We start from the raw sequence: 14,673 nt of genomic DNA on the forward strand, positions 1-14,673 counted from the left end.
TTTATAGTCACCATACCTTTTACCATTCCTACCACATTTGATTTTACCTTGGTTGCCGTGACGACGCCGAATGCATCTTCGTGTGCCGCTCAGGGTGGGCGGATCATCGCGCTCGACGCGATGCGCGGCCTTGCGGCCGTCTGTGTCGTCATCCATCACGAGGCAGCGTATCACAGCTCGATCGGCATCCTGCCGCGCGGATACCTTGCGGTCGATTTCTTCTTCCTTCTGAGCGGCTTCGTGCTGACTCCGGTATTCGAGCAACGCCTTGCGCAAGGCGTCAGGCCAATGCGCCTGCTGGCGGAGCGCTATGCGAGGTTGATGCCGGTCATGGCGATCGGCATCGCAATCGGCGCTGCGGCCCATGCAACCGATCACGGCACGTGGCAGGCGTTCCTTTCGATGATCCTTGCGCTGCTGCTGATCCCCAGCATCACCGGTCAGGGCGCCATCTACCCCGCCAATGGCCCGATGTGGTCGTTGGCGTTCGAGCTCTTTGCAAACACAGTCCACGTCCTGCTGCTGGATCGTCTGAAGAACTGGCAACTGCTGATGATCTCTGCCGCATGTGGCGTCGGCGCGGCGTTCGCCACACTCATCACCGGAGACATTTCCTTTGGCGATGTAACGGCAGACTGGGGCTACGGCTTTTTCCGCATCGGCCTGTCCTACCCGCTCGGCATCGTGCTCGCCCGCCTGCATCGGTCAGCGAAGCGGCGCTGGCAGGTCAACTGGGCCATACCGGTCCTGCTGCTTCCCGCGATCCTGCTCGGAGCGCAGTGGCTTCCGCGCATCGGCGGAGACCTTTTGCTCGTCATCCTCGTCATGCCGGCCCTGCTGTGGGTCAGCGCGAGCGTCAGCGTTCCGCAGCGAGCCATGCCAGCGTTGCGCTGGCTCGGCGAGATATCCTATCCCGTCTATGCTGTGCATGTGCCGATCCTGGCATTCACGATCCTGGTTGCGGGCAAATTTGGCTGGCAGGATACCCTGTGGTTCCGCTCGGCAGTGTTCGCCGCGATCCTTGCCGCTTCGGCCAGAATTGCCGCAAGTCCGCTGGTTAAGGGGGTAAGGCTGCCCGATCACCTGTGGCGCCCTGCCCATTTCGAACTGCCCCAAGGTCACGCAAACGGTTGAAGGCCCTTGCCGCGCGCGCTACGCGCTCGGCATGACCCACGCCGTTTCTCCGCTCGCCCAGCCCTTCCCTGCGCTTCCCGCGATTGCCGGGGCTACGCCGCGCATCGCCCGCGCCGGATACAAGGACTGGGGCCGCTGCGACCTCACGCTTGTCGAGTTGGCCGAGGGTACGGCGGTGGCGGGCGTGTTTACCCGCAATGTCTGCTGCTCTTCCGAAGTCGAACTCGGCCGGCAAAACGTGGCGCAAGGCCGCGCGCGGGCGCTGGTGGTCAATGCCGGCAATTCCAACGCCTTCACCGGCTACCGCGGGCGTGAGGCGGTAGAGGCGATCATGGATCAGGTCGCCGGGCAGCTCGGCTGCCCGCGCGAAGAGGTGTTCGTCTCCTCGACCGGCGTGATCGGCGTGCCGCTTCCCAAGGACAAGGCGCGCGCCGGGATCGAAACGGCGCTCAAGGCTGAGCCTTGCTCGTGGGAAGACGCAGCCAACACCATCGGCACCACCGATACTTTCGCCAAGGGCGCGACGGCCACGGCGATGGTCGGCGGGGTCAAGGTGACGCTCAGCGCGATCATCAAGGGCAGCGGCATGATCGCGCCGGATATGGCGACCATGCTGGGCTATGTGTTTACCGATGCGGCGGTCGATCCGGCTTTCCTGCAAGCCTGCCTCTCTGATGCCAACCAGAGAACCTTCTCTTGCATCACGGTGGACAGCGACACCTCGACCAGCGACACGGTGCTGGCCTTCGCTACCGGAGCGGCGGGCAACACTCCGCTGGTTTCGGCGGACAGCCCCGGCGCCGATGCCTTCGCCGCTGCACTCCATGATGTCTGCCGCCAGCTCGCACACCTCGTGGTGCGCGATGGAGAGGGGGCGCAGAAGTTCATCGCCGTCACCGTGTCAGGAGCAATCGACGATGGCAGCGCCCGCCGCGTCGGCCTCGCCATCGCCAACTCGCCGCTGGTGAAAACGGCCATCGCAGGCGAGGATGCCAATTGGGGCCGCGTCGTCATGGCTGTTGGCAAGGCCGGCGAACCGGCAGACCGCGACAAGCTCTCCATCGGCTTCGGCGGCACCTGGGCTGCGCGCGAGGGCCAGCCCCTTGCCGATTATGACGAAGCTCCGGTCGCTGCGCATCTCAAGGGGCAGGAAATCACCATCGAGGTCGACCTCGGGCTCGGCGAAGGTCGCGCTACGGTCTGGACCTGCGATCTCACCCATGGCTACATCGCGATCAACGCCGATTATCGCAGTTGAGCGCCGAAATGATCACGATCTGGGGCCGCCTCAATTCGCACAACGTCAAGAAGATCGCCTGGGCTGTCATCGAGATGGGCCTTGCCCACCGGCGCATCGACATGGGCGGCGCATTCGGTTTCACGCCCGAGTACCTCATGCTCAACCCGAACCGCATGATCCCCACCATCGAAGACGGTGATGTTGTCCTGTGGGAATCCAACGCGATCCTGCGGTATCTTGCCGATGCCTATGCTCCGGCGCTGCGCAGCGATGACCCTGCCGAGCGAGCGCAGGGGGACAAGTGGATGGACTGGCAGTTCCACTTTGCCGACGCCCAGCGCGATGCCTTCCTCGGCTGCGTCCGGCAAGGCAAGGACGGCAGCGATCCTGCGGTCACGCAATCGGCTAAGGCAGCGGCCGCGATGATGGAACTGCTCGATGCTGAACTGGCGAAGCGTCCGTGGCTCTCCGGTGCCCGCTTCGGCATCGCCGATATCCCGATGGGCGTCTATGCCCACACCTACTTCTCGCTTCCGGTCGACCGGCCGGACCTGCCCCACCTCGCGCACTGGTATGCCCTCCTGCAGGATCGTCCCGGTTATGCTGACAACGTGATGATCCCGCTGACATGACCGCGCTCGATACCGCAGTTGCCGCCCTGATGCGGCGCGTTGCGCAGGAGGCCATCCTACCGCGCTATCAGACGTTGGCCGAACACGAGGTCATCGCCAAGGCCGCGAATGACATGGTGACGATTGCCGACACCGAAGCCGAAGCGCTGCTGGCGGAAGGCCTTGCCGCGATCCTCCCCGAAGCGGCCATCGTCGGTGAAGAAGCGGTCCATGCCGATCCGGCGCTTTCGTCGCGCCTTGACAACGGCCTGTGCTGGATCATCGATCCGGTTGACGGCACCAACAATTTCGCCGCCGGTAAACCGCCCTTTGGCATCATCCTCGCGCTCAGCGATGGCGGCGAAACGCAGAGCGGCTGGATCTACGATCCGCTGCAGGACCGGCTGTGCATAGCGCACAAGAGCAAGGGCGCGTTCGTCAACGGAGAGCGCGTTTCGGCCCGCACGACCGGGCTGACTCCGCCCATCGCTGCCATCAGCACCGTGTTCCTCGATCCCGCGCAGCGCGCTGCCGTGCAGGCCAGGATTGCGCCGTACTACACCCTCGTCGACATCCCCCGCTGCGCTGCCGAGCAGTATCCGCGGCTTGTCCTTGGCGTGAACGACATCTCCGTGTTCGAACGCACCTTGCCGTGGGATCACGCGGCGGGCGTGCTGTTCGTCAATGAAGCAGGCGGCATGGCGGCTCGCCCGGACGGGACGCCTTACCGAACTGACCAGCACGGGCAAAAAGGCCTGTTTGCAGCCTCTTCACCCGCGCTGTTCGATCAATTTGTGAAGCACAGCAGCGCCGAATAGCGCTCTAATCCCATCCCGCTCATGCTGAGCTTGTCGAAGCATCTGGAGCGGCCGTCGTTCCGGCGCCCTTCGACAAGTTCAGGGTGAGCGAATGGGGGGAACATGGAATGCGTAGGGGGAACCTGTCCCCCTACCCTATCCAAACCTCACTGCGAGGGATCGCGCACCTTGAACGGATCGGTGGGCGCGGGCTGCGTCGGCAACACGGCGCGTGGCAGTTCCTTGTCGCTGTTCGCTGCCTGCCACAGCATCCCGGCCATGATGACCGAAGCCTGCCGCATATCGTCCGCGCGCATGTGGTCCACCGTATCGAGATTGGAGTGGTGGACGCGGCTTTCGTAGTCCAGCGGATCCTGGATGAACTGGTAACCGGGCAGGCCGATCGCCTGCAGGAAGACGTGATCGGTCCCGCCGGTCTTACTCACCACGAGCTTGTCCGCGCCCAGCATGTCGAACGGTGACAGCCATTCCTTGAGCAGCTTTTCCGCGCCGAGGTTGCCTTCGCTGTAGATGCCGCGGAACCGGCCCGAGCCGTTGTCCATGTTGAAATAGGCCTTGAGCTGGCTGTATTCGGGCTTCGGCGTGATGGGGAAGGCATTGCGCCAGGCGATGTAGGAATCGATGCCCTTGAGCGAGGGATCGACCGGGCGGCTTGCGTAATGCTGGTCGATATAGGCGCGGCTGCCGAGCAGGCCCTGCTCCTCGCCGCTCCACAGCACGAAGCGGATCGTGCGCTTGGGCTTCACGCCAAGCTTGGCAATCAGCCGCGCCGCTTCGAGCACCGTGATGCTGCCCGCGCCGTTGTCGTTGGCGCCGTCACCCGCGATCCAGCTGTCGAAGTGTGCGCCGGCCATCACGTAGCCCGCCTTGGGATCGCTGCCGGGGATCTCGGCGACCACGTTTTCGGCCTTCAAGTTGCTTTCATCGTAGCGCGCGGCGACGTTGATCGCGACCTCGGGTGCGGCACCGGTCTTCGCGAGGCGGACCAGCTTGCGGTAGTCTTCCTGCGCCAGTTCGATGGCGGGCAGCGCGAGGGTCTGGCCGGGCTGAAAATCATAGCCTTCGCCGTGGACGAGCTTGCCATCACGGTAGCTGATCTTGACCATGGCAACCGCGCCTTCTGCCTTGAGGAAGGCGGCGAGTTTGCCCTGGAAGCGGCGGTTACGGACCTGGATCGCCGGCGCGTCGGGATCGAAATCCGGCTTGGTGTAGGTATCGAGCGCGGCGATATCGCTATCGGTGTAGCGCTGGAACACCGGTCCCTTGCTCTCGCTGGTCTGGCCCGGCAGCGAGACCAGCACGATCTTGCCCGCCAACTTGCCCTTCCATTCGGCAAAGTGCTCCTCGCGCGACATGGGCGCGATCACCACGGGTGCCTGCACGGTGCCTGCCGTGGGCGGCGACCATGCAACCGGGATGGCCGTCAGCGGCAACGCACGCGGGGTGACCATCGCAACCGAATAGCTGTCGAGGTTCCAGCCCACACCGAAATCGAACGGCTCGACATGCACGTTGGCGAGCCCGCGCTGCCTGAACAGGTCCATCGCCCAGCTTTCCGCCTTGCGATGGTTTTCCGAATTGGTGAGGCGCGGACCGATGCGGTCCATCAGCGCAGAGGCGGTGGTCATCGCCTCGCTGCGGTTCATGCCTTCATCGATGATCCGGGCAATCGCGGCGCTATCGCCATCCGGTGCGGCGAGGACCGGCATCGGCAGGGCGGACGCCATCAGCGCTGCCACGAAGAGAGGGGTAGACCGACGAAGAGTAGGCTTGGACATCAGGCAAAGCTCCGAAACTGGGGTGCAGACGCACAGTCTCGCACCCCGTTCCGGACTTGCCAACCGGCAATCCAGCGCCTCGTTAGAGAACGCTCTCCAGCCAGCCCTTGAGCTGGCTTTTGGGCGCAGCGCCCAGCTTCTGCGCGACCGGCTTGCCATCCTTGAACAGCACCATCAGCGGGATCGACTGCACGCCGATTTCGCCGGGGATGCCGGTGTTTTCCATGATGTCCATCTTCACGATGGAGACCTTGCCGGCGAGCTCTTCCGAAATTTCTTCAAGTGCAGGCGCAATCATCTTGCAGGGGCCGCACCAGTCGGCCCAGAAATCGACGAGCACGGGCTTGTCGGCGCCCAGAACGTCGGTGGCAAAGCTGGCATCGGTAACGGCTTTGGTAGCCATGGCAGAGAACTCCTTTGTGTTGTCTCGCTATGTAAGCGGTCTGGCGAGCCGCGCAAGAATGAGCGCTAAAAGCTTTCCTGCGCGGCCTGAAGGACTGGCTTGTGCGCCGCAATCACATCGGCCCCAAGCTCGATCAACCGGGGCGTATGCGTATAGAGCAGCGCCGCCTCGATGCGGCGACCGGGATAGATCACCTCCAGCGCCGCAGCATAAGCTGCCATCTGGCGCAGGCTGGCGAGTGGCACTTCGGCTAGCGCATGCGGGGGGCGGCGGTCGGTCTTGAAATCGACAATACGTACGCGCGTTTCCTGCACGAGCAGCCGGTCGATGGTGCCGCTCACCACGCGTTCGCCCACCACGGCAGCAATTGGAACTTCGGCCAAGGAACCGCTGGCAAAAACTTCCGCCCAGGCGGGTTCGGCAAGCACACGCAGCGCGGCAGCAGCCATCGCCTCGCGGTCCTCTTCCGCAAACTCGGTCGCCATGCGCGCCAGCCAGTTGCGAGCCGCCGCTTCGCGCGCTTCGGGCGCCAGTTCAGGCAGGCGCTCGATCAGCTTATGCAGCAACGTACCGCGCCGCGCAGCCGTCCCCGCTGCCGGGCCGGGGCGTGTCGGCGGATCGGGGGCTTCGTCCGCGTCCCCCAGACCGGAAGGTGCAAGCGGACGAGGCGGGCGCGGTTCTGCCGGGAGTGCTGCCTCGAGCCACGCAGGCAAATCATCAGCCTCTGCGGGTGCTGGCGCCGTGGCCGCGAGCGCGGGCGGAAGCGGCCCCAGCCCGCCCAACTGCCGCGATGCCCCCCAGATCGGATCCTCACGCCACTCGCCTTCCGCGTCACCGAACAACGGCTCGAGCTGTGCGTACCAGCTTTCCTCCGGCGCCTCCTTTGCCCTGCTGCCAAGCGCACCGCCGATGAACAGCGCTTCTTCGGCGCGCGTCATCGCCACATAGAGCAGACGCCAGTGCTCCTCGCGCTCGGCCGCCGCCGCGCGTTCGACTGCATCGCGGACAGGTCCGGCCTGCTCAGCCTTGCGCAAGGGCAACAGTGGGACGGTGCGGCGTTCATCTGCCACCCGCTCCTCAAGGCTGAGCTCGCGCGGAGCGGACTTGTCCGGATCAGCAGCGGCATCGGCGAGAATGACAATCGGCGCTTCGAGGCCCTTCGAACCATGCACCGTCATCACGCGCACGAGATCGGCCTTCTGACCCGCCTCGCGCTTCAGTTCGCCATCGCCGACATCGAACCACTGGAGAAAACCGACGAGGCTGGGCGTCTGGGCGCCAGCGTATGCCATCGCGGCGTTCAGCAGTTCGTCGATCGGATCGTTGGCCTCCTCGCCGAGCCGGGCGACCAGCTTGCGGCGGGCTTGCCATGGCCCCACCAGCAACCAGTGCAGCAATTGCGCTGGTGTCCCGAAATCGGCGCGGGACAGCACACCGCGCAGCTGTTCCATCGCCAAAAATGTTGTCGGGCCTTCGGTCTTGCGCAGATGATCCCACAGCCGCGCGCCCTTGGCGCGGTAACCGTGCTCGAGCAGCATGTCCTGCGACCAGCCCACCAGCGGCGAAACCAGCAATGAAGCGAGGTTGAGATCGTCCAGCGGCTGCGCGCAGAAGCGCAGAGCAGCTACCAGATCCTTGACCGCCAGCGGCGCGCCGAGCCGCAGGCGGTCCACCCCCGCCACCGGCACCCCGCGCGCATGGAGCCTTGCCACGATCAGCCCGGCAAGCGCCTTGCGGGAGCGGACCAGCACCATGATATCGCCCGGCGTTGCCCGGCGCGGACCACCCTTGTGCAGCGGAAACCCGTCCTGCAGCCACCGGCTTACCTGTTGTGCGATCTGGTCAGCCATGACGCGGTCGGGGCGCGAGAGCCAGGATTCCGCGCCTTCATCGCCTTCGCCGGGCGGCGTATCGTCGTCCTCATCCGGAGCGCCGCCGACCGGCTTCCACAGGGTGACAAGGCCCGGTCGCTCCTTGTCTCCATCATGCTTTTCGGGCGCTTCGGGCAGGCCAAAGCGTTCGGGGCCAATGGCATTGATCGCGCGGTCAACGAAGGCGAGAACCGAGGCGGCGGTGCGATAGGAACGGCCAAGGCCCAGCGGCAGGAGCGCCTTGGCGGGATCAGCCGTGACGCCAGCCAGTTCGTCCAGCTGGCGCTTCACCCGTTCGCGCGCGGCGGCGAAGTTTTCGGGGCTGGTCCCCTGAAAGCCGAAGATCGCCTGCTTGTAATCGCCGACGACAAAGAGCGTGCGATTGACGTCGCCCCGCTGCCCTTCCCCGCTGAAGAAATCTCCGACGAGGCCATCGAGCACGATGCGCCACTGCGCGGTGTTGGTGTCCTGCGCCTCGTCGACGAGGATGTGATCGAAGCGGCGATCGAGCTTGTAGCGGATCCATTCCGCCGGTGCCTGCTTGGTGAGCAGATCGGCGGCGGCCCGGATCTGGTCGTCGAAGTCGATGAACCCTTCGCGCGCCTTGGCCTCGGCCCAAGCAAGCGCAAAGCGGCGGCCCAAGGTGAGTGCCGGATCAAGCCGGGCGGCGAGATCGATCAGCGCACGCATTTCCTGCACGCGCTGGAGGTCTTCGATCACGCAGAGTTGGTAGTCGGCGTAGTTCGGCTCATGCTTCTCGAGGTTCTTTGATGCACGCGGCAAGCCGGCCTTGGTCAGGAATGTATCCGCAAAACCATCGAGCCCGGCAATGCGCGCTGCGGGGCTTGCCTCCAGCCAGTCCTGCATGATTGCCGCCGCATCGAGACCGGTGCGCGCGCCCCACCGCCGGTTTGCTTCCATGCAGACTTCTACCGCGCGCACATCGAACACGCTGTCGCGTACAAGGTCGGCCAGCCCTGCGCCGTCCTCCTCCGCATCAAGCCCCAGCAACCGGTTGATCCGCGGCCGCAGCGGTGGCTGCCACGCGCCCGGCCCTTCCCACAGCGTTTGTGCCCCGGCGCAGCGCAGCAGGAATGCAGGCACCGCGTCTTCACCCATGCGCAGGCTGAGGTCTTCGAGAGCGGCAAACAGCGCGTCGTCGCCTTGTTCCTGCGCGGCGATCAGGAGGTCCGCGAGAACCTCGCGCAGCAGCAGGTCACGGTCGCGGTCTTCCATCGCGCGGGTGCCGGGGACCAGCCCGGCCTCGGCGGGGAAGGCGCCGAGGAGCCATTGCGAGAAGGCATGGATCGTCTCGATCCTGAGGCCGCCGCCTGGGCAATCGAGCACTGCCGCAAACAGGCTGCGCGCGCGGGCAATCACCGCCGGACCATGTGGCGCACCGATGTGCATCAGTTCGCGGGCAAGTTCCGTCTCGGGCAAACGCACCCAGCGCGCCAGCACGTCGTTGACGCGGGTCGCCATCTCGGCTGCCCCCGCCTTGGTGAAAGTCAGGCACAGGATCTGATCGGGCGAGACGCCGTCCTGCAGCAGCAGCCGCAGCACGCGCGCAGAGAGCACCTGCGTCTTGCCCGTACCGGCCGAGGCGGAGAGCCACACGGTGCGTTCGGGCTGCACGGCAAGGCGCTGGTTGTCCTGCAGCGGGTAGACCTTGCTCATGCTGGTCTGGTCCCCCGGCCCTGCCACTCCTCGAGCCGCATCAGTTGGTCATAATCGGTGTAGCCCGGCAGATCCGGATTGGGCCGCGCGGTGAAAGGCGCGTCTCCCAGAATCCACTTGTCGATAGCCTCGCTCAGGAAACGCAGCGTCTCGGACACAAAAGTCTCACGCGGGAGCCCGGTTTTCTTGCGCTTGCCGTCTGGCACCGGTTCCTCGCAATAGCCGAACACGTCCGATTTCTTCTGCAGCGACCAGTACTCGAACCCGTGGACCTTGCCGCCAAGCCCCTCGAAACCGCCGCGTTCGGCGATCAGGGCAATGAGGCCAAGCTGCAAGGCGTACCCTTCCTCGACCATCTTTCCGGAAGGTGGCTTGCCGGTCTTGTAGTCAACCACCGCCAGCGTCCCGTCGGCCAGGCGGTCAATCCGGTCGGCCCGGCCATGGAGCTTTACCCCCTTGATCTCGACCGCGCCGGTCTTCTCCCACAGGACTGGCCTGCGCCCATGCAGCGCGAGTTCGGCGTTGTAATCCTCCACCCATTGCAGTGCCGCCAACAGCCGGGGCCGCCAGAGCCCGCGCATGAAAGGATGCGCGCTGAGCTCATCGAGGGTCTGTTCGGCAAGCGGCAGCAGCCGCCCGCGCTCGCTCCCCTCATCGTGCCACCGTTGCAGCACCGCGTGAACCATGGTGCCGCGCCAGGCTGCGGTGGGCGCGGCATCGAGCGGATCGAGCGTGCGGAGGCCCATGATCGCCGAAGCGTAGAACTGGTATGGATCGCCCCGCAGCCGGTCGAGCGCGGTAGAAGCGATGCTGACTCGGCGCTGCTCGGCGCTTGGCCGAGGAGCCGGCTGCAAATAGGGCTGCGCAGCTTCCACCTTGTCGAGCGCCCGCGCGATCCGCACTGCCTCGGTTTCCGGTTCCAGTTCGCGCCCGAGCATGGCACGAATGCGCAGCAGAAAGCGCGAGGGGATCACTGGCCCGCCCGCATCGCGCATGGCATGACTGAGCACGACTTCCGGTGCACCAAGCGCTGCGGCAAGATCATGCGCGGCAAGGCCGATGCGGAAATCGGCACCCGGAATGCCCAGCGCGCGCAGCACTGGCGGGGCGAGCAAAGGATCGGGCGCAGGGGATGCGGGCCATTTGCCCTCGCTCATCCCTGCACAGATGACGAGGTCCGCGCGGCTCATCCGTGCTTCGAGCAGGCCGTAGATGGCAAGGCGCGGATGGCCACCGTAGGGCGGGCGCACCGCAATCTCTGAAAGAGCATCACTCAAAAGCGGATGGAGATCGGCGGGCTCCACCGGCAGGGCGCTGCCTTGCGCCGCTTCCCGCCATTGCTCGATGAACGCTGCCAGCGCACGTCCGTCCGCCTCGCCCCAGATGGCCGGCCCGCACAGCGCCTCCGCCGTTTCAGCAAGCGTATCGAGACCCAGCGCCAGTGAAGGCGGCGCAAAGTGATCGACCAGCGGGGCAAGCAAGGCCGCCGCCTCATCCCACCATGCCGTCAGCCCCGGATAGTCCTTTTCCTTGGCTGCCACCGCCCCGCGCACTGCTTCCAGGCCCGGTCCCGGCCGGGGCCCGCGCAGCACGAGATCGAGGTGTCGTACGCGCTCCAGCCAAGCCGCACGGTCCTCCCCGCGCCGCACCAGCGGGTGGGCCAGCAACGCCAGCAGCGGCACCGGTGCGGCTGACGTGGCAGCAACTTCCGCCAGTTGCAAAAGCACACGCCCCGCCGGAGCCTGCGACAGAGGGCGACCCGCCGTATCATCGGCAGCAATGCCCCAGCGCTCGAGATGCGCGACGAGCCGCTGCGCCAGATCGCGATCGGGCGTAATCACCGCAACACGCTTGTCCGGCTCGCCCAGCGCCTGCCGCACCAACACCGCGACGGCCTGCGCTTCCTCCTCGGGATGCGCGGTCTCCATCAGCCGCACCCCAGAAAGGCGCCGCGCTTCGGCCGGAAGTTCAGCCCACACGGTGCTCGCTTCGGGTGGCAGGAACAGGTTCGAGATCGCACGGCTGCGCTCCGGCGGTGCGGCAGCCGGGCCGGACCGGTGCCACGCCTGCACTTCATCGCGCCCGATACCCATGCGCGCCAGCAGGAGCTTGAGATGGTATTGCGGATGCGTCGCCACGTCGCCGTGCGCGAAAACCGGTGCCCCCGGACTATCTGTATTGCCCGCCGCGCCCAGCGCATCCCACACTGCATCAGGCAGCGCGAGATCGAGATCGGGCAGGATCACTGCCCCCTGCGGGAGTTCGGAGACGACCCGCAGCAAGCGCGCGACCGCAGGCGCCGCTGACGTCACGCCTGCCGCGACCACGGGGTGAGGCGGCGGCTCGCGCCGCCAGCGTTCGGCAACATGGCCTAGCAAGCGGTTGCGCCGCACCGGCGCGTCGATTTCTCCGCGCTCCTCGCACCGTGCGCGCCACCGCACGAGGATCCGGGCGAACTGCGCCGTGCCGCGCTGCCAATGCTCGGCAAGCTCGCCCACCAGCCCGATCACATCCGGATCGAGCAGCGAGTCCAGTTCCACGTCCTCCACCGCAAGGCGGTCCATTGCCTGCGCCAATGCGCGCGCCTGCCGCAGCAGACCGGGCGCAGTCGCAGCACGCGTCTCGGGATCGCTGCGCAACATGTCCGCCAGCTCTAGCAGGCGCGCTGCCGGATCTGCGGCGGGCGGCAAATCTGCCCCCTGCCCCAGCGGATCGAGGAGCGGACCCAGCGTCTCGTCGAGATCGAGATCGCCGACGACGGCCATGCGCGGCAGCAGCAAGCCGCCATCCGCACCGCTCGCCCGGATAAAGGCCTCGGTCACGATGCGCACCGTACGGCGGGTCGGCAGCAGCAGCGTCAGCCGCGCGAGGCCAAAGCCTTCCTCACGGTAGCGCGGTACAAGTCCGGCCACGAGTGCGTCGGCAAAGCCGCGGTGCGCGGCAATCGAATAGATGCTCGGCGTGCGCTCAGCCACGCTGAAGCGCGGCTTCAGTCGGCGCGATCATTTCGGGTGCGCCGACTTCGAACCACAGGCCAGTGTGCGAAATGCCATAGAGCCGCCCCTCCGCAATCGCGCGGTCCCACAGCACACCCGTCGAGAAGGCACCCTCTGGCGCATCGCGCAGCAGGCGCTTCGAGACGATCTGGATGCCGGTGTAAATGAACGGCGCAACGCGGCCCGCCTTGCGGCGCGTAATCCGGCCCAGCGGATCGAGGTGGAAATCCCCTCTCCCGGTATAGTTGAACGCCCGCGAGTGGTTCACCAGCAGCAGCAGCGCGTCCATCTTCGCCGCATCCCAGGCATCGCTGAGCGCTGCGAACACATTCTGCGGCCCATCGAGCCAGACATTGTCGCTGTTGAGGCAGAAGAACGGATCGGCATCCAGCAGCGGCAGCGCCTTGACCATGCCTCCGCCGGTTTCGAGCAAGGCTTCGCGCTCGTCCGAGACCGTGGTGGCAGGCGCGCTGCGCTGCGCGAGATGCGCCTCGATCTGGCCCGGCAGATAATGCACGTTGACCACCGCACGAGAGACGCCCGCCTCGACCAGCTTGTCGAGGCTGTGGTCGATCAGCGCGCGACCATTCACGCGCACGAGTGGCTTGGGCCGCGTCGCTGTAAGCGGGCGCATGCGCTTGCCAATCCCGGCGGCGAGCACCATCGCGACATCGCTGGCGAGCGTCGTCATACGTTGAAAGTCCCGCCAAGCTGCGCGCGCAGGTCTGCCGGAACGTTGGCATCAAACCACCGCGCGACCGGGGCAAGCGCGGGATGCGCGAGATCGCGCTCCAGCAGGCCCCACACGCGCGGGATGTAGTCAAGGTAGCGCGGCTTTCCATCACGCTGCCACAGCCGCACGAAAATGCCGACGATCTTGGCGTTGCGCTGCGCGCCAAGCCTTGCGTAGTCCTCGGCAAAGTTCGCTTCGGCGCCGCTCGCCGCGATGTAATGCGCGAGCATCACGCGCTCGAGTTCCGGGTCAACCTCACGCCGGGCATCCTGAAGCAGCGACACGAGATCGTAGGCGGCGTGGCCGACGAGTGCGTCCTGAAAATCGAGCAGGCCCTGCTTGCCCAGACCGCCATCGAGCATGATGTTTTCGGCGTGGTAATCGCGCAGCACTGTCACGCCCGGACGTTGGCGCGCCAGCAGCGGGCCGAGAACTTCCTCCCACGCCCGGGTCCAGCTCGCGAGATCAACGCCCAGCCCTTGCACCGGGCAATACCATTCGACGAAGAGCCGCGCCTCGCGCTGATACTCGGTCAGCGAATAGGCCGTGAACGGCCCCGGCGGGAGGCGGTGCAATTGCACCAGGGCATCGACCGCGTGCCTATAGACCTCGCGCTCGTCCTGTGGCCACGCATCGACATATTCGCGCATGCGGACTTCGCCGAAGTCCTCCAGCAGCACGAAGCCCTTCGCCGTATCCTCGGCGTAGATCTGCGGCGCGCGCATGCCGTTGCCATCGAGCCAGCGGGCTGCGCGCAGGAACGGTTCGGGATCCTCGCCCGGCGGCGGCGCATGCATGAGCATCGCGGTCGAGCCCGGGCGGCGCAGGCGGAAATAGCGCCGCGCGGAGGCATCGCCGGGAATCGGTTCGACAACTGCCGTGCCCCAGCCAGCAGCGGAAAGAAACGCGGGCGCGCCTTCGGGAAGAGCGCTTTCAGTAAGGGTCACGTCCATCCCCTGCGCTCTAGCCAATCCGGCCCCGCCTCGACAATGGCGACACGCTCGTTTTCAAGGATTTCGAGCCTAATCGACAGACACGCCGGTTCGTGCGCAAAACCGCCCGCGTGTTCGGGCCATTCCGCGATGAGCACGGCATCGGCGCGGTAGTCGTCGAGCCCGAGTTCAGCCACTTCCTCCGGATCCTCGAGCCGATAGAAATCGGCGTGGACGACGCGCAAGCGCAAGGCGGGCGGATCATAGACCTCGATGATCGCGAAGCTGGGGCTCGGCACCTCGGCCACATATCCTAGCGCCGCGATGATCGCGCGGGCCAGCGTCGTCTTCCCTGCGCCAAGGCCGCCGCTGAGGGCGATCACATCGCCGGGATGCAGCAGAGTGGCGATGCGGCGAGCGAGCGCATCGGTCGCGGCGAGATCGGGGAGAGGTACGATCATTGTCCAATTCCCTTGATGG

11 protein-coding genes are annotated in these 14,673 nt (G+C 66.0%); 4 read left to right on the forward strand and 7 right to left on the reverse strand.

Annotated elements, in window-relative coordinates:
• Positions 1 to 57: 57 nt before the first annotated feature.
• The 4 genes from NSE01_RS01620 to NSE01_RS01635 are packed head-to-tail and all read left to right on the forward strand — an operon-like array spanning position 58 to position 3,803.
• Positions 58 to 1,134, forward strand: a complete 1,077-nt coding sequence (locus tag NSE01_RS01620; protein WP_170233717.1) for an acyltransferase family protein — start codon at positions 58 to 60, stop codon at positions 1,132 to 1,134.
• A 31-nt stretch (positions 1,135 to 1,165) separates the two neighbouring features.
• Positions 1,166 to 2,392, forward strand: a complete 1,227-nt coding sequence (argJ, locus tag NSE01_RS01625) for a bifunctional glutamate N-acetyltransferase/amino-acid acetyltransferase ArgJ (protein WP_147157878.1) — start codon at positions 1,166 to 1,168, stop codon at positions 2,390 to 2,392.
• 8 nt (positions 2,393 to 2,400) lie between these two features.
• Entirely contained in the window at positions 2,401 to 3,006 is a 606-nt protein-coding gene (locus tag NSE01_RS01630) for a glutathione S-transferase family protein (RefSeq protein WP_147157879.1), read from the forward strand.
• Positions 3,003 to 3,803, forward strand: coding sequence for an inositol monophosphatase family protein (locus tag NSE01_RS01635; protein WP_147157880.1), 801 nt, complete (start codon positions 3,003 to 3,005; stop codon positions 3,801 to 3,803). The genes NSE01_RS01630 and NSE01_RS01635 overlap by 4 nt, the downstream gene beginning before the upstream one ends.
• Positions 3,804 to 3,949: 146 nt before the next feature.
• Here NSE01_RS01635 and NSE01_RS01640 read toward each other — a convergent pair whose 3' ends face one another.
• The 7 genes from NSE01_RS01640 to tsaE form a co-directional block, all read right to left on the reverse strand.
• Positions 3,950 to 5,581, reverse strand: coding sequence for a M20/M25/M40 family metallo-hydrolase (locus NSE01_RS01640; protein ID WP_246134979.1), 1,632 nt, complete (start codon positions 5,579 to 5,581; stop codon positions 3,950 to 3,952).
• 82 nt (positions 5,582 to 5,663) lie between these two features.
• Complete coding sequence (gene trxA, locus NSE01_RS01645) at positions 5,664 to 5,984, reverse strand: thioredoxin (protein WP_147157881.1); 321 nt, start codon at positions 5,982 to 5,984, stop codon at positions 5,664 to 5,666.
• A 65-nt stretch (positions 5,985 to 6,049) separates the two neighbouring features.
• The gene (gene addA / locus NSE01_RS01650) at positions 6,050 to 9,532 is read right to left on the reverse strand and encodes a double-strand break repair helicase AddA (protein ID WP_147157882.1); all 3,483 of its coding nucleotides are present in this window, start codon (positions 9,530 to 9,532) and stop codon (positions 6,050 to 6,052) included.
• Positions 9,529 to 12,507: a double-strand break repair protein AddB gene (addB, locus tag NSE01_RS01655; protein WP_147157883.1), complete on the reverse strand. Its 2,979-nt coding sequence runs from the start codon at positions 12,505 to 12,507 to the stop codon at positions 9,529 to 9,531. Before addB ends, addA begins: the two co-directional genes overlap by 4 nt.
• Entirely contained in the window at positions 12,500 to 13,219 is a 720-nt protein-coding gene (locus NSE01_RS01660) for a nucleotidyltransferase family protein (RefSeq protein ID WP_147157884.1), read from the reverse strand. The genes addB and NSE01_RS01660 overlap by 8 nt, the downstream gene beginning before the upstream one ends.
• Entirely contained in the window at positions 13,216 to 14,208 is a 993-nt protein-coding gene (locus NSE01_RS01665; protein ID WP_371863195.1) for an aminoglycoside phosphotransferase family protein, read from the reverse strand. The genes NSE01_RS01660 and NSE01_RS01665 overlap by 4 nt, the downstream gene beginning before the upstream one ends.
• Complete coding sequence (gene tsaE / locus NSE01_RS01670; RefSeq protein WP_147157886.1) at positions 14,205 to 14,654, reverse strand: tRNA (adenosine(37)-N6)-threonylcarbamoyltransferase complex ATPase subunit type 1 TsaE; 450 nt, start codon at positions 14,652 to 14,654, stop codon at positions 14,205 to 14,207. The genes NSE01_RS01665 and tsaE overlap by 4 nt, the downstream gene beginning before the upstream one ends.
• Positions 14,655 to 14,673 lie beyond the last annotated feature (19 nt).

The organism is Novosphingobium sediminis (assembly GCF_007991615.1).
Lineage (GTDB): Bacteria > Pseudomonadota > Alphaproteobacteria > Sphingomonadales > Sphingomonadaceae > Novosphingobium > Novosphingobium sediminis.

What these genes read in the sequence shown, in the direction of transcription:
- NSE01_RS01635 (WP_147157880.1), top strand. Translation starts at nt 3,003, where the DNA reads ATGACCGCGCTCGATACCGCAGTTGCCGCCCTGATGCGGCGCGTTGCG.
- tsaE (WP_147157886.1), bottom strand. Translation starts at nt 14,654, where the DNA reads ATGATCGTACCTCTCCCCGATCTCGCCGCGACCGATGCGCTCGCTCGC.
- trxA (WP_147157881.1), bottom strand. Translation starts at nt 5,984, where the DNA reads ATGGCTACCAAAGCCGTTACCGATGCCAGCTTTGCCACCGACGTTCTG.
- NSE01_RS01640 (WP_246134979.1), bottom strand. Translation starts at nt 5,581, where the DNA reads ATGTCCAAGCCTACTCTTCGTCGGTCTACCCCTCTCTTCGTGGCAGCG.
- NSE01_RS01660 (WP_147157884.1), bottom strand. Translation starts at nt 13,219, where the DNA reads ATGACGACGCTCGCCAGCGATGTCGCGATGGTGCTCGCCGCCGGGATT.
- addA (WP_147157882.1), bottom strand. Translation starts at nt 9,532, where the DNA reads ATGAGCAAGGTCTACCCGCTGCAGGACAACCAGCGCCTTGCCGTGCAG.
- NSE01_RS01630 (WP_147157879.1), top strand. Translation starts at nt 2,401, where the DNA reads ATGATCACGATCTGGGGCCGCCTCAATTCGCACAACGTCAAGAAGATC.
- argJ (WP_147157878.1), top strand. Translation starts at nt 1,166, where the DNA reads ATGACCCACGCCGTTTCTCCGCTCGCCCAGCCCTTCCCTGCGCTTCCC.